We start from the raw sequence: 15,072 nt of genomic DNA, 5'->3' as shown, positions 1-15,072 counted from the left end.
GTGATGAATCGATGATGCCACGCATCAAAATCTGCGGCTTGCGCGATGTTGAAACCGCCGTTGCAACCGCCAGGTTGGGGGCCGATGCCATCGGACTGGTGTTCTACGCACCCAGCCCGCGCTGCGTTTCGGCCAAGTCCGCTGCGGCTATAACCGCCGCCTTGCCGGCGTTCGTGAGTAGTGTCGGCCTGTTCGTCGATGCCGATCCGGCCTTCGTTCGTGATGTACTCAAGCAGGTGCCGCTGGATCTGCTGCAGTTCCACGGTGACGAGTCGCCGGACTACTGCCGGCAATTCGGTCGTCCCTATATCAAGGCACTCAGGGTAAAACCTAATACGGATTTGGTAGAATACGCTGAGCGCTATGACGACGCGCGTGGCTTGCTCGTGGATGCCTACGTTCCCGGCGTGCCCGGGGGCACGGGTGAGGCGTTCGACTGGGCGATAGTGCCGCGTGATTTGCCGCTGCCACTGATCCTTTCCGGCGGCCTGCATCCGGGCAATGCGGCGCAGGCGGTGAAACAGGTTCGCCCCTGGGCGCTGGACGTATCCAGCGGGGTTGAAAGTACCAAGGGCGTAAAAGATCTGGCCAAGGTGGCCGCCTTTATCCGGGCGGTACATCTGGCTGCAACCGAGACGACTGATGAACGATAAGCTTCGCTACAACCAACCCGACGCACTGGGCCATTTCGGCCAGCATGGCGGTATTTTCGTTGCCGAAACGCTGATGCCGGCGCTTGACGAGTTGCGCGTCGAATACGAGAAGGCCATTGCCGATCCGGCATTCATGGCCGAATACCATTACGAACTCAAGCATTACGTCGGTCGTCCGAGCCCGATTTACCATGCCAAGCGCCTGTCCGAGCAGCTCGGCGGCGCACAAATCTATCTGAAGCGCGAAGACCTGAATCACACCGGCGCGCACAAGGTGAACAACACGATCGGCCAGGCCTTGCTGGCCCGCCGCATGGGCAAGAAGCGCGTGATCGCCGAAACCGGTGCTGGCCAGCATGGCGTCGCCACCGCGACCGTGGCGGCGCGTTACGGTCTTGAGTGTGTGGTCTACATGGGTGCCGAAGATGTCGCGCGCCAGTCGCCGAACGTGTACCGGATGAAGCTGCTGGGCGCGACGGTCGTGCCGGTGTCGTCGGGCAGCAAAACACTGAAAGACGCGATGAACGAGGCCATGCGTGACTGGGTCACCAATGTGGATTCCACCTACTACATCATCGGCACCTGTGCCGGCCCGCATCCTTATCCGACGCTGGTGCGCGACTTCCAATGCGTGATCGGCGAAGAGGCCAAGGTACAGATGCCCGAGATGATCGGCCGTCAGCCCGACGCGGTGATTGCCTGCGTCGGCGGTGGCTCGAACGCCATCGGTATTTTCCATCCTTATGTCGACGTGCCGGGCGTGCGCCTGATCGGCGTTGAAGCCGGTGGCGATGGGGTCGAAACGGGTCGCCATGCCGCGCCGCTGACGTCCGAAGCCAAGATCGGCGTGCTGCACGGTCAGCGCTCCTATTTGATGCAGGACGAGGATGGCCAGATCGTCGAGACGCATTCGGTGTCCGCCGGTCTCGACTACCCGGGCGTCGGCCCTGAGCACAGCCACCTGAAGGACATCGGTCGCGCGGAGTATGTGGCGATCAACGACGACGAAGCGCTGAAGGCTTTCCACGACCTGTGCCGTTACGAGGGCATCATTCCGGCGCTCGAATCGAGTCATGCGCTGGCGCATGCGATCAAGATCGCGCCGACGATGGCCAAGGATCAGGTGTTGCTCGTCAACCTGTCCGGTCGCGGCGACAAGGATATTCCGACCATCGCCAAGCGCGAAGGCATCCAGCTCTGACATCAAGCGGGCGCCGGTCGGTGCCCGCAACCCTTTTAGATAGCGAAACCATGTCCCGAATCCAGAAGACCTTCGAGGCGCTCAAGGCCGATGGCCGTCAGGCGTTGATCCCTTTCATCACCGCCGGCGATCCGCGCCCCGGTATCACCGTTGAACTGATGCACGCGCTGGTGCAGGGCGGTGCCGACGTGATCGAACTCGGCGTGCCGTTTTCCGATCCGATGGCCGACGGCCCGGTGATTCAGCGTGCTTCCGAGCGTGCGCTGGTACACGGCGTCCGCTTGCGCGATGTGCTTGGCATGGTGGCCGAGTTCCGTAAGACCGACGCTACGACGCCGGTGGTGTTGATGGGCTATGCCAACCCGGTCGAGGCGATGGGTTACGAGCCGTTTGCCAAGGCTGCGGTCGCCGCCGGGGTGGATGGCGTGCTCACGGTCGATTTGCCGCCCGAAGAGGCCGAAGCATGCGTTGCTGTCTTCAAGCAATACGGGATCGACCAGATTTTCCTGTTGGCACCGACGACGCCTGTCAGCCGTGTTCAGGCGGTTGAGCGTTTGGCCAGTGGCTATGTCTACTATGTTTCGCTCAAGGGCGTGACCGGCGCGGCCACGCTGGATGTGGCGAATGTTGCAGCCAAGCTGGCCGAACTGCGGGCGCATCTGTCCGTGCCGATTGGTGTCGGCTTTGGTATTCGCGATGCCGAGTCGGCGCGTGCCGTTGCCGCAGTGGCCGATGCAGTGGTGATTGGTTCGCGGCTGGTGCAGGAAGTCGAGGCCGGCGAGGCCGGGCTGGCGGACCGATTGACGGAATTCCTTGCCAGCGTCCGCGCTGCGATGGATACTGCGCGCCGCTGAAACAAGGAGATACACGATGAGTTGGTTGCAGAAACTCCTGCCTCCGAAGATCAAGAGCCGTGAGCCCGGCACCAAGTCTGCCGTCCCGGAAGGGCTGTGGCACAAGTGCTCGGCTTGCGGTGCAGTGCTGTACCGTACCGACCTCGAGAATAACCTCGACGTTTGCCCCAAGTGCAGCTACCACAACCGGGTCTCGGCGCGTCGCCGCATCGATCTGCTGCTCGACGCCGAAGGGCGTTTCGAGATCGGCGCCGAAGTGCAGCCCGTCGACATCCTCAAGTTCAAGGCCAACAAGCGCTATAGCGAGCAGCTTGATGGCTTCCGAAAGAGTTCGGACGAGGATGAGGCGCTGATCGTGGTGCAAGGTGCCATGCAGACCGTGCCGGTGGTGCTGGCGGTGTTCGAATACGGTTTCGTCAACGGTTCGATGGGTTCGGTCGTCGGCGAGCGTTTCGTGCGCGGCGTGAAGACTGCGCTCGAAAACAACCTGCCGTTCATCTGTATTGCCGCTTCCGGTGGCGCGCGGATGCAGGAAGGCCTGAATTCGCTGATGCAGATGGCCAAGACCTCGGCCATCCTCACCAAGCTGGCCGATCAGCGCCTGCCGTTTATTTCGATCCTGGTCGATCCGACCATGGGTGGCGTATCGGCTTCGTTCGCCTTCCTGGGCGACGTTGTGATCGCCGAACCGGGTGCGCTGATCGGTTTCGCCGGCCCGCGCGTGATCGAGCAAACCGTGCGCGAAACGTTGCCCGAAGGCTTCCAGCGCTCGGAATTTCTGCTTGAGAAAGGCGCGATCGACCGTATCGTTGACCGCCGCGAAATGCGCCAGCAGCTGGTGCAGTTGCTGACCTTGCTGCAAAAGCAACCGGCGGTGAGTGCCTGATGTCCCGGTTTGACGCCGACACGCTCGACGCCTGGTTGACGCACCTGGAAGGCTTGCATCACACGGAAATCGACATGGGTTTGGCCCGTGTCGAGGCGGTGCGTGCTGCAATGGGCATGCTGCCGGCGTTTCCACTGATGACGGTCGGCGGTACCAATGGCAAAGGCTCGGTTTGTGCTTTCCTGTCGACCACGCTGAGCGCGGCCGGCTATCGCGTCGGCACGTTCACCTCGCCGCATCTGCTGCATTACAACGAGCGCATCGCGATTGATTTGGCGCCGGTGGCAGATGAAGCCATTGTCGCCGCATTCCGGGCGATCGAAGCCGCGCGCGGCGATATTTCGTTGACGTATTTCGAGTTCGGCACGCTGGCGGCGATGCATTGCTTTATGGCCGCCGGTGTCGATATCGCGGTGCTCGAAGTGGGCCTGGGTGGCCGGCTTGATGCGGTGAATATTTTCGACGCCGATGTGGCCGGTGTCGTCAGCATCGATCTGGATCATGAGGCCTATCTGGGTAGCGATCGAGAGGCTATCGGCTTCGAGAAGGCCGGGATTTTCCGGCGGGATCGCCCGGCGTTCTGTGCCGATCCGAACCCGCCGCAACGGCTGATCGATCACGCCGCGGCGGTTGGCGCGCCGCTGCAATTGCTCGGCCGCGATTTCGGCTATCAGCGCGAGGCCGAAGGTAATCAGTGGATGTGCTGGACCTCGGAGCAGCGCCGCTACGCTTTGCCCTTGCCGGCGCTGCGCGGTGCCTATCAGCTTGGCAATGCGGCGTTGGCGATTGCGATGCTCGACACCCTGCGCGAGCGTTTGCCGGTGTCTATCGGCCAGGTCAAACGCGGCTTGCTTGAGGTTGAATGGCCGGGACGTTGCCAGGTATTGCCGGGACGCCCGCAAGTGGTGCTGGATGTCGCGCATAATCCGCATGCGGCCAAGGCATTGGCGTCGGCACTTGATCAGATGGGTTTCGCTGCCAATCGGCACGCCGTATTCGGCATGATGGCGGACAAGGACATTGCCGGTGTTGTGGCCTTGTTGAAAGACAGGATCGACCACTGGCATCTGGCCGCGCCGCAATTGCCGCGCGCGGCGACTGCCGATGTGCTGGCCGATGTAATCGCGACGGCGGCGCCTCAGGCCACGCTAACGCGTTATGATTCGATCGCGGCGGCTTGGCAGGGCGCCGTACGGCAGGCTGGGGATAATGATAGAATCCTCGCCTTTGGCTCCTTCTACACCGTGGCTGAAGTTCTGGCTGCGCGTGGGCGTTGAGTATGGCTCGCGAAAACATTAGCGAAGAACTTCTGCAACTGCGTAAACGCGCACGTCGGCGACTGGTCGGGGCGATTGCCCTGGTTTTGTTCTCGCTGCTCGTACTGTGGACCGTGATGGACGGTGAACCGCCTGCGGCGCTGAGCCAGGGTGCTACGTCAGTTGAAATTATTGCCAGCGCACCGTCGGCGTCGACGGTCGCCGCTGCGGCTAGCGCCCCGCTTGCGCTTGCCGATGCCACGTCGGAGCCGATGCCCGCGCCGATTGCCATGCCAGCGCAAACCGAATCGACGCCGCTGATCGAGCAGGATAACGCTGCCTTGCTACCCGGCAAGCTGGTTAATCCGCAGCTCGAACGCCACCCCACACCGACTCCCGCACCGAAACCGACGGTCAAGCCGACGCCGCTCAAAGAAGCCAAGCCTGTTGCCGAGCATCCCGTCGCGAAGCCAACCCCGGCCAAGGATCCCGCGCGAATTCTGGAAGGGCTTGATGATGGCAACGGCAAGGCCGATGCCCCACGGCAGTATTATCTGCAACTCGGCGCCTACGCCGACAAAGCCAAAGCGTCCGAGATGGTCGCCAAATTGAAAGAGGCGGGCGTTCCGGCCTACAGCGAAACGGTGAATACCGATAAGGGTGCGCTGACTCGCGTACGTGTGGGGCCGGCCGATCAGGGTAAAGCCCGGGCGTGGCAGCAGAAGCTCGATGCGCTTGGCGTATCGGCCCGACTGGTCAGCAAGTAAGAGTACGCGGTGACGGGCTTCGATTACGCAGTACTCGCCATTCTCGGTTTATCGATCCTGCTGTCGGTGATGCGCGGTTTGACGCAGGAAGTCTTGGCGCTGGCCGGTTGGGTCGTGTCCGCATGGCTTGCATTGAACTATGCTGCCGCTATCTCGGTATTCATGCCCGCGGCCCTGCCGAACGAAGGTCTGCGTTATCTGGCCGCGCTGGTGGTGGTTTTTTGTGCCGCGTGGCTGTTGACTGCGATTGTGCGGATCACGCTGAACCAGTTCATCAAGGCGACCGGGCTCAAGCCGGTTGATCGCTTGCTGGGCGTGTTCTTTGGTTTGGTTCGCGGTAGTTTATTTGTCGTCCTGCTGGTTTTGGCTGCCGGTTTGACCGGTTTGCCCAAGACCGATTTGTGGCGCAATGCGATGTTCAGTCCGCTGTTCGAACAAGCGGCTCGAATGAGCCTGCCGTGGCTGCCGGAAGCGTTGGCCGGGCGGGTCTCCTTCGACTGAGAAGGCTTTTAGCAAGCAAGTAATCGAGGTTCATCTATGTGTGGCATCGTGGGCGTCGTCGCCAAAACCCCGGTGAATCAGTTGTTGTACGACGGTTTGCTGGTTCTGCAGCACCGTGGTCAGGATGCCGCCGGCATCGTGACGGCCGAAGGGCATGTGTTCCACATGCACAAGGGCCAGGGTCTGGTGCGCGATGTGTTTCGCACCCGCAATATGCGTTCTCTGCTCGGCAATGCCGGCATTGGTCATGTGCGTTATCCGACCGCCGGCTCGGCGTCGAGCCTGGCCGAGTCGCAGCCTTTTTATGTGAATAGCCCATTCGGTATGGTGCTGGCGCATAACGGCAATCTGACCAACGACAAGGAGCTGAAGGAGGACATGTACCGCACGGATCTGCGGCACATCAACACCAACTCCGACTCCGAAGCCCTGCTCAATGTGCTGGCGCATGAAATCAGCCGCCGCACCCAAGGGCCGATCCTGACGCCGAAAATCGTTTTCGACGCGATCGAGGCGGTGCACCGCCGTGTTCGCGGCGCCTATGCGGTGGTTGCGCTGATCGCGGGCTTTGGCCTGGTCGCGTTTCGCGATCCGCACGGCATTCGTCCGCTGTCGCTCGGCCGGCATGAAACACCGGAAGGCACCGAGTATCTGGTTGCCAGTGAGTCGGTTGTGCTCGATACCATGGGTTTCAAGTTCTGGCGCGACATCGTTCCGGGCGAGGCGATTTACGTCAGCTTTGACGGCGAATTCCACAGCCGCCAATGCCACCCGGATCCAAAACTCATTCCGTGTATTTTCGAGCACGTGTATTTCGCCCGTCCCGACAGTGTGATCGACGGGATCTCGGTGCATGAATCCCGCCTGAAAATGGGCGAGCAGCTGGCAGCGAAAATCCGCAGTCAGGTGCCGGCGCTGGAGATCGACGTGGTGATTCCGATTCCGGATACCAGCCGCGATGCCGCGCTTGAGCTGGCGAACACGCTGAAGCTGCCATACCGCGAAGGCTTCATGAAGAACCGCTATATCGGCCGGACCTTCATCATGCCGGGGCAGGCGAGTCGCAAGAAATCGGTACGACAGAAGCTCAATCCGATCGCCGCCGAATTCCGCGGCAAGAACGTGCTGCTGGTCGATGATTCGATTGTTCGCGGCACCACGTCCAAGGAAATCGTCCAGATGGTTCGCGATGTCGGTGCCAAGAAGGTTTATCTGGCTTCGGCGGCGCCGCCGGTCATGTATCCGCATGTGTACGGCATTGATATGCCGACGCGTGCCGAGCTGATCGCGACCGGTCGCACGCACGAGCAGATCGCCGAGGAAATCGGTGCCGATGCGGTGATTTATCAGGATTTGTCCGCGCTGATCCAGGCGTGTACCGATGCCAGCGGCGGTGCGATCACCGAGTTCGAGACCTCGTGTTTCGATGGCCATTACATTACCGGTGACATCACCGATGCCTATCTGGATGCACTGGAAGCCAAGCGCATCTCGCCGCTGTCGACCAAGGGCAAGGAGGGCGATCCGGATAGCCGCGTGCTCGATCTCAATATTGGCGTCGCCGAGCAGAATTTGATCTAATAACGTCAGGTCAAAGACGCGATATGCATAACAAGGGCCGGAAGATCATTCTCCGGCCCTTGGCTTTTTGAACGACGGATCGAAAATAATTCCAGAGGAAGCCGGACATGACAGACCGCAACGATTTTCATCCCGACACGCTGGCCGTGCGCGCCGGCACGCACCGTACCGAATTCGGCGAGCATTCCGACGCCTTGTTCCTGACGTCGAGCTTTGTGGTCGACAGCGCCGAAGACGCCGCGCTCAAGTTCGGCGGACAGATTCCCGGCTATACCTATTCGCGCTTCACCAATCCGACCGTGACCGCCTTTGAAGATCGCCTTGCCGCGCTCGAGGTCGCCGAGCGGGCGGTGGCCACCGCGTCGGGCATGAGCGCGATCCTCGGGCTGTGCATGGCGCACCTGAAGTCGGGTGATCATATTCTGGCCTCGGCCGGTTTGTTCGGTTCGACGATCCAGTTCTTCAACAATTACATGAGCAAGTTCGGCGTCGAAGTCAGCTACGCCAAGCCGACCGATCCGGCTGACTGGGCGGCGCTGGTTCGCCCGAATACCAAGCTGTTCTTTCTGGAAACGCCGTCGAATCCGCTGACCGATGTGTCCGACATCGGCGCGATCGCCGAGATCGCCCACGCTCATGGCGCGCTGCTGGCGGTCGACAATTGTTTCTGCTCGCCGATTTTGCAGCAACCGCTGGCGCTGGGGGCGGATATCGTCATTCATTCGGCGACCAAATACCTCGATGGCCAAGGGCGCGTGCTGGGTGGCGCGGTGGTCGGCAAATCCGAGGTGGTCGAACCGGTTTACCTGTTCCTGCGGACGTCTGGGCCGACTTTGTCGGCGTTCAATGCCTGGGTGTTGCTCAAGGGTATGGAAACGCTACCGCTGCGCATTCGCGCCCATTGCGACAATGCGCTCAAGCTGGCGACCTGGCTGGAGGCGCAGCCGGCAGTCGAACGTGTTTACTACCCGGGGCTGGCCAGCCACCCGCAACATGCGCTGGCGATGCGCCAGCAGAAGGGCGGTGGCGGTGGCGTGGTGTCGTTCGAGCTCAAGGGTGGCAAGGATGCGGCCTGGAAAGTGGTGGATGCGGTGCAGCTGATGAGCCGGACCGCCAACCTCGGCGACGTGCGCTCGACGATCACCCATCCGGCATCGACCACGCACGGTCGGCTGACGCCGGAAGCGCGTGCCGCCGCAGGCATTCGGGAAGGGCTGATCCGTATTTCAGTGGGGCTGGAACATATCGACGATCTGACCGCCGATTTGGCGCTCGGGCTGAACTGATTTAAGCTGTTGTCCGTACCCGGTCACGCCGGGTACGTTTCTGTGCCGGGACGGCCCGACACTGCCTGCATCATCCGGGGACGGCCCTGACCTTTGTAAAGGAAACGGCCATGTCTCCCTCCCTCATTCCCTGGATTTCCCTCGTATTTGCCGGTCTGTTCGAAGTGGCCTGGGCGCTGGCGCTCAAGGCCTCGCACGGCTTTACCCGGCCGTTGCCGTCGCTCGTCTTCGTGCTGACGCTGGCGGTGAGCATGGGCTTGCTCGCTTACGCGGTGAAGCACTTGCCGCTGGGTACTGCCTACGCCATATGGGTCGGCATTGGTACACTCGGCACCGTCTTGTTCGGTGTCGTCTGGTTTCATGAGCCGCTGGGCGTGTTGCGCATCGCCTCGGTATTGCTGATCCTTACCGGGATTGTCGGTTTGAAACTAGCGTAGTCGTGCTTCCACCTAGGGAAGATACTTATGTCATGTCGCCGCTCCGGCGGCGATCATCCTGCCTGTTGTAGTTTCATATAAATGACTACATCTCCGCGTGCGCGCGGTGATGACTTTCATGACTCGGAGACAGGATGAGTACGCTTAAATCAAAGCTGATCTGGTTCGCCGTCGCCATTGCAGGGGCATTCGCCTTTGGGATGCTGGCGTTGAATCGGGGCGAGCACGTCAACGCGGTGTGGATGGTGGTGGCGGCGGTTGCCTGCTACAGCATCGCTTACCGCTTCTACAGTTCCTTTATCGCCAACAAGGTGTTCGAGCTCGACGATCGCCGGATGACGCCGGCCGAGCGTCGTAACGACGGCCTTGATTACGTGCCGACCAACAAGTGGGTGCTGTTTGGCCACCACTTTGCCGCCATTGCCGGCGCCGGCCCGCTGGTCGGGCCGATTCTGGCTGCGCAAATGGGCTATCTGCCCGGCACGCTGTGGATCTTGATCGGCGTGATGATCGCCGGTGCGGTGCAGGATTTCCTGGTGTTGTTCATCTCGACCCGCCGCGACGGTCGCTCGCTCGGTGAAATGGCCAAGCAGGAGCTCGGTCCCTTCGCCGGTGTGATCGTCATGCTCGGCGCGCTCGGTGTGATGATCATCATCCTGTCGGCGCTGGCGCTGATCGTGGTCAAGGCCTTAGCCGACAGCCCATGGGGCACGTTCACCATCGCGGCGACGATCCCGATCGCGCTGTTCATGGGTGTGTACATGCGCTACATCCGCCCGGGCCGCATCGGCGAGATCTCGGTGATCGGCTTCGTGCTGATGATGCTGGCCATCGTCTACGGCGAAGACATCGCCCAAAGCCCGGTCTGGGGCCCGATGTTCACCTTGCACGGCACGCAGCTCGTCTGGGCGCTGGTGATCTACGGTTTCATTGCCTCGGTACTGCCGGTGTGGCTGCTGCTGGCGCCGCGCGATTATTTGTCGACCTTCCTCAAGATCGGCGTCATCGTCGGTCTGGCGGTCGGTATTGTCTTTGCCGCGCCGGATCTGAAAATGCCGGCCGTGACGAACTTTATCGACGGCTCCGGCCCGGTGTTCTCGGGTAGCCTGTTCCCCTTCCTGTTCATCACCATTGCCTGCGGTTCGATCTCGGGCTTCCATGCGCTGGTGGCATCGGGTACCACGCCGAAGCTGGTCGAGCGCGAAAGCCATACCCGCATGATCGGCTACGGTGCGATGCTGATGGAGTCGTTCGTCGCCATCATGGCGCTGATTTGCGCCTCGGTGATCGATCCGGGCGTTTACTTCGCGCTGAACTCGCCGGCCGCCGTGATCGGCAAGACCGTCGAATCGGCATCGGTCGTGATCAATGGCTGGGGCTTCATGGTCACCCCGGAGATGCTCACGCAGATCGCCAAGGATGTGGGTGAAACGTCGATCCTGTCGCGTGCCGGTGGCGCGCCGACCTTCGCCGTCGGCATGGCGCACATCATTACCGACATCTTCAACAGCCGCGCAATGATGGCGTTCTGGTACCACTTCGCGATCCTGTTCGAAGCGCTGTTCATCCTTACCGCCGTGGATGCCGGTACCCGCGCTTGCCGCTTCATGGTGCAGGATCTGGCCGGCGTGGCGATCCCGAGTCTGGGCAAGAGCCGCAGCTGGCTCGGCAATATGATCGGCACCACCATCGCGGTTTCAGGTTGGGGCTTCTTCGTCTACCAGGGCGTGGTTGATCCGCTCGGCGGCATCAATACCCTGTGGCCGCTGTTCGGTATCGGCAACCAGATGCTGGCGTCGATGGCGCTGATCCTCGGTACCGTGGTGCTGTTCAAGATGAAGAAGGAACGCTACGCCTGGGTCACCATTGTGCCGACGGCCTGGCTGTTCGTGACTTCGATGACCGCAGGCTGGCAGAAGATTTTCAGTACCAATCCGAAGATCGGCTTCCTCGCCGTCGCCGACAAGTTCAATGCCGCTGCGGCCAATGGCGCGGTCATTGCGCCGGCCAAGTCGATCGAGGACATGCAGCGCATCGCCTTCAACAATCAGATCAATGCCACCTTGTGCGGCTTCTTCATGATTGTGGCGGTGGTGATGCTGGTGGCCGCGTTCTTCAATATCCGCCGCGCACTGGGCGCACGTCACCCGACGGTGCGTGAGGCCGAAGTTCAGCTTCGCGGTGACGAGGCCGCTGCCAATGCTTGATCTTTCTTTCCTGACCGGCGGCCGGCGCGAGCCGGTGCCGCCACCGGCGGTGGACGAGGGTGACGACTACCAGCGTTACCTGCTCGACCACCAGCGTCGTCATGCCGTCGGTACGCCGATGAGCCGGGCCGAGTTCGAGCGCTACAGCCTCGGTTCGGATTGGCTCTCGGGCTTGAAAGATGCGGCGAAGAAGGTGGTGCAGACCTGCCGGCTGATGGTGGGCGTGCACGATTACGAGTATTACGTCGACCACATGCGCAGCCAGCACCCGGATGCGACACCGATGAGCCGCGAGGACTTTTACCGCTACTGCCTGGAGGCGCGTTTCCCTAGCGCCGATCGGGCCGCCGGCGGAAAGTGCCCCTGCTGAGTTGACCGGTCTGGAAGGACAAAACGCCACCGCAAGGTGGCGTTTTCTTTTGCGGGCCGCCGTCTAGTTCGGTCGGCTTAGGCGCTTGAGAAAGTGATAGTCCGAATGGGCTATATGTCTGGATGACATTGATTTCAATCAAGTTTTTGGCGTCGGTATTTACCTGTCCTAAATGTCCTGAATTCGCGATCATTACTGCAACGCATCTCGCCGCGCGCACAAGGCGGTGTCAGCCAAGGAGTGATGAATGCAAAAGCAGCGACTGGTACTGATCGGCAACGGCATGGCGGGCATCCGCACGCTGGAGGAAATCCTCAAGCACGATGCAAACCGCTATGACATCACCGTGATCGGTGACGAGCCTTGGGGCAACTACAACCGCATCCAGCTCTCGCCGGTACTCGCCGGCGAGCAGAAGCTCAAAGACATCATCCTCAATGATCTGGACTGGTACCGCGATAACGGTATCCGCTTGATCAAGGGTTGTGCCGCGACCCGCATCGACCGCGAACGCCGCGAGGTGCATACCGCCGCCGGCGAGGCGATCGGCTACGACAAGCTGCTGATCGCGACCGGTTCGCGCCCCTTCATGCTGCCGGTGCCGGGGAGTGATCTGGACGGCGTGATCGGCTTCCGCGACATCAAGGACACCGAGAAGATGATCGTCGCCGCAGCGCTGCACCGCCACGCGGTGGTGATCGGCGGCGGCCTGCTCGGGCTGGAAGCCGCGCACGGGCTGAAGCTGCGCGGCATGGACGTGACGGTGATTCACCTTGGCGACTGGCTGTTGAATCGTCAGCTCGACGACACTGCCGGCCGGCTGCTGGAGCAATCGCTCGCCGAGCAGGGGTTGAAATTCAAGCTCGGTGCCAGGACGCAGGAACTGGTTGGCGAGAACGGCCACGTCGCCGGGGTGCGGCTCGATACCGGCGAAGTCATTCCGGCCGATCTGGTCGTGATGGCCGTCGGCATCGTGCCGAATGCCGATCTGGCGAGTGAAGCAGGGCTGGAAACCGCACAGGGCATTGTCGTTGACGACCGGCTCGCGACCAGCGACGAGCACATCTACGCCGTTGGCGAATGCGTGAACCACCGTGGCGTGTCTTATGGTCTGGTGGCGCCGCTGTTCGAAATGGCCAAGGTGCTGGGCAACCAGCTCGGCGGCTGTGGCAAGCAGCGCTATACCGGCACCACGACGTCGACCAAGCTCAAGGTCACCGGTATCGATCTGTTCAGTGCCGGCGAGTTCATGGGCGGCGAGGGCTGCGACGAGATCGTGCTCTCGGACCCGGCCGGTGGCGTCTACAAGCGGCTGATCGTGCGCGACAACAAGCTCGTCGGCGCCTGCCTGTACGGCGACACCAGCGATGGTGCGTGGTACTTCCAGTTGCTACGGCAGGAGCGTGATGTCGCCGATCTGCGTTCGGCGTTGCTGTTCGGCCCGCCGCGCGATCTGGGCGATCACGGCACCTCGGGCGCCAGTCGCGCCGCCGCGCTGCCCGACGACGCCGAAATCTGCGGCTGCAACGGTGTCACCAAGGGCGTGCTGGTCAAGGCGATCAAGGAGCAGGGGCTGTTTACCGTCGATGACGTGAAGAAACACACCAAGGCCGGCGCGTCTTGCGGCTCGTGTACCGGTCTGGTCGAACAGGTGCTGATGAGTACCGTCGGCAGCTCGTTCCAGGATGCGCCGAAGCGCAAGCCGATGTGCGGCTGTACCGACCATACCCATGGCGAAGTGCGCGAAGCGATCCGCGAGCAGCATCTGGTGACGCTGGCCGACACGATGAAGGCGCTGCACTGGAAAACCCCGGACGGCTGCCCGAGCTGCCGCCCGGCGCTGAACTACTACCTGATCTCGACCTGGCCCGGTGAAGCCAAGGACGACCCGCAAGCGCGGCTGATCAACGAGCGCGTCCACGCCAACGTGCAGAAGGACAGCACCTTCAGCGTGATCCCGCGGATGTGGGGTGGGGTGACCAGCCCGGCCGAACTGCGCAAGATCGCCGACGTGGCCGACAAGTTCAATGTCAAGATGGTCAAGGTTACCGGCGGCCAGCGGCTCGACCTGCTCGGGGTGAAGAAGGAGGACTTGCCGCAGATGTGGCGCGAGCTCGACATGCCGTGCGGCATGGGCTACGCCAAGGGGCTGCGCACGGTGAAAACCTGCGTCGGCAAGCAGTTCTGCCGCTTCGGCACGCAGGATTCGACCGGCATGGGCATCGCGCTGGAAAAAGCCTTCGACCGGATGTGGGCGCCGCACAAGGTCAAGCTCGCCGTGAGCGGTTGCCCGCGCAACTGCGCCGAAGCCGGGATCAAGGACGTCGGCATCATCGCCGTCGATTCGGGCTGGGAAATCTATGTCGGCGGCAACGGCGGCATCAAGACCGAAGTGGCCGAGTTCTTCACCAAGGTGAAAACCGAGGAAGAAGTGCTCGAATACTCGGGCGCGGTGCTGCAGCTGTATCGCGAAGAGGCGTACTACCTCGAACGCACCGTGCATTACATGGGCCGCGTCGGCCTCGACTACATCAAGTCCAAGGTGCTCGACGACGCCACCAACCGCAAGGCACTGTGGGCGCGACTGCAGCTGGCGCTGGCCGGCGAGCCGGACCCGTGGCAGGCGCAGCTGGGCGCCGACGCTGCCGCCCGCTTTACCGACCTGACCGTCTGACCGACCTATATTGATTGATGCCCGCCGTGCGAGCGGCGGGCTGCAAAAGGAAAACCGACATGAGCACCGACAAGAGCGCTGATATGAATCACTGGCAATCCATCTGCAAGCTCGACGAGATCCCGGCGCAGGGCGCCCGCGTGGTCAAGCGCGAAGGCAAGACCGATATCGCGCTGTTCCGCACTCTCGACAACCGCGTGTTCGCGCTCGACGATCACTGCCCGCACAAGGGCGGCGCGCTGTCGCACGGGCTGGTGTACGGTGACACCGTTGCCTGCCCGCTGCACAATTTCAAGATCAGCCTGCAGACCGGCCAGGCGCAGGCGCCGGACGAAGGCCACACGCCTTGCCACAAGGTCGAACTGCGCGACGATACGGTCTGGCTGGCCGTCGACTGAG

14 protein-coding genes are annotated in these 15,072 nt (G+C 61.9%); all 14 read left to right on the top strand.

The genetic code is table 11. The features are described 5' to 3' along the window. The first annotated feature begins 11 nt into the window (after positions 1 to 11). The 14 genes from JLC71_RS05960 (at position 12) to nirD (ending at position 15,071) form a co-directional block, all read left to right on the top strand. A complete protein-coding gene (locus tag JLC71_RS05960) occupies positions 12 to 653 on the top strand; it encodes a phosphoribosylanthranilate isomerase (protein ID WP_200917838.1) in 642 nt (213 codons plus the stop codon). Further along, on the top strand, positions 643 to 1,854 hold the full coding sequence (gene trpB / locus JLC71_RS05955; RefSeq protein ID WP_200917837.1) for a tryptophan synthase subunit beta: 1,212 nt from the start codon (positions 643 to 645) through the stop codon (positions 1,852 to 1,854). Before JLC71_RS05960 ends, trpB begins: the two co-directional genes overlap by 11 nt. Positions 1,855 to 1,904: 50 nt before the next feature. Then, positions 1,905 to 2,708: a tryptophan synthase subunit alpha gene (gene trpA / locus JLC71_RS05950; RefSeq protein WP_200917836.1), complete on the top strand. Its 804-nt coding sequence runs from the start codon at positions 1,905 to 1,907 to the stop codon at positions 2,706 to 2,708. Positions 2,709 to 2,724: 16 nt separating this feature from the next. Further along, a complete protein-coding gene (gene accD, locus JLC71_RS05945; RefSeq protein ID WP_200917835.1) occupies positions 2,725 to 3,594 on the top strand; it encodes an acetyl-CoA carboxylase, carboxyltransferase subunit beta in 870 nt (289 codons plus the stop codon). Continuing rightward, positions 3,594 to 4,871, top strand: coding sequence for a bifunctional tetrahydrofolate synthase/dihydrofolate synthase (folC, locus tag JLC71_RS05940; protein ID WP_200917834.1), 1,278 nt, complete (start codon positions 3,594 to 3,596; stop codon positions 4,869 to 4,871). The genes accD and folC overlap by 1 nt, the downstream gene beginning before the upstream one ends. Before the next feature lie 2 nt (positions 4,872 to 4,873). Then, entirely contained in the window at positions 4,874 to 5,617 is a 744-nt protein-coding gene (locus JLC71_RS05935) for an SPOR domain-containing protein (RefSeq protein ID WP_200917833.1), read from the top strand. 9 nt (positions 5,618 to 5,626) lie between these two features. Further along, positions 5,627 to 6,118, top strand: a complete 492-nt coding sequence (locus JLC71_RS05930) for a CvpA family protein (RefSeq protein ID WP_200917832.1) — start codon at positions 5,627 to 5,629, stop codon at positions 6,116 to 6,118. A gap of 36 nt (positions 6,119 to 6,154) precedes the next feature. Then, the gene (purF, locus tag JLC71_RS05925; protein WP_200917831.1) at positions 6,155 to 7,699 is read left to right on the top strand and encodes an amidophosphoribosyltransferase; all 1,545 of its coding nucleotides are present in this window, start codon (positions 6,155 to 6,157) and stop codon (positions 7,697 to 7,699) included. 107 nt (positions 7,700 to 7,806) lie between these two features. Further along, on the top strand, positions 7,807 to 8,985 hold the full coding sequence (locus tag JLC71_RS05920) for an O-succinylhomoserine sulfhydrylase (RefSeq protein ID WP_200917830.1): 1,179 nt from the start codon (positions 7,807 to 7,809) through the stop codon (positions 8,983 to 8,985). 110 nt (positions 8,986 to 9,095) lie between these two features. After that, positions 9,096 to 9,422, top strand: a complete 327-nt coding sequence (locus JLC71_RS05915) for a DMT family transporter (protein WP_255517398.1) — start codon at positions 9,096 to 9,098, stop codon at positions 9,420 to 9,422. Positions 9,423 to 9,556: 134 nt separating this feature from the next. Continuing rightward, positions 9,557 to 11,629, top strand: coding sequence for a carbon starvation CstA family protein (locus tag JLC71_RS05910; RefSeq protein ID WP_200917829.1), 2,073 nt, complete (start codon positions 9,557 to 9,559; stop codon positions 11,627 to 11,629). Then, a complete protein-coding gene (locus tag JLC71_RS16705) occupies positions 11,622 to 11,999 on the top strand; it encodes a CstA-like transporter-associated (seleno)protein (protein ID WP_200917828.1) in 378 nt (125 codons plus the stop codon). Before JLC71_RS05910 ends, JLC71_RS16705 begins: the two co-directional genes overlap by 8 nt. Before the next feature lie 247 nt (positions 12,000 to 12,246). Next, on the top strand, positions 12,247 to 14,673 hold the full coding sequence (gene nirB, locus JLC71_RS05900) for a nitrite reductase large subunit NirB (protein ID WP_200917827.1): 2,427 nt from the start codon (positions 12,247 to 12,249) through the stop codon (positions 14,671 to 14,673). A 59-nt stretch (positions 14,674 to 14,732) separates the two neighbouring features. Continuing rightward, positions 14,733 to 15,071 (top strand): nitrite reductase small subunit NirD, encoded by a 339-nt coding sequence (nirD, locus tag JLC71_RS05895; protein ID WP_236251002.1) that lies wholly within the window; start codon positions 14,733 to 14,735, stop codon positions 15,069 to 15,071. Position 15,072: the final 1 nt, after the last annotated feature.

This window comes from Jeongeupia sp. HS-3 (genome assembly GCF_015140455.1).
In the GTDB taxonomy this organism is placed as follows: Bacteria; Pseudomonadota; Gammaproteobacteria; order Burkholderiales; family Chitinibacteraceae; genus Jeongeupia.
The sequence above is the reverse complement of the archived record's forward strand: the minus strand, read 5'-3'. Positions and strand labels throughout refer to the sequence as shown.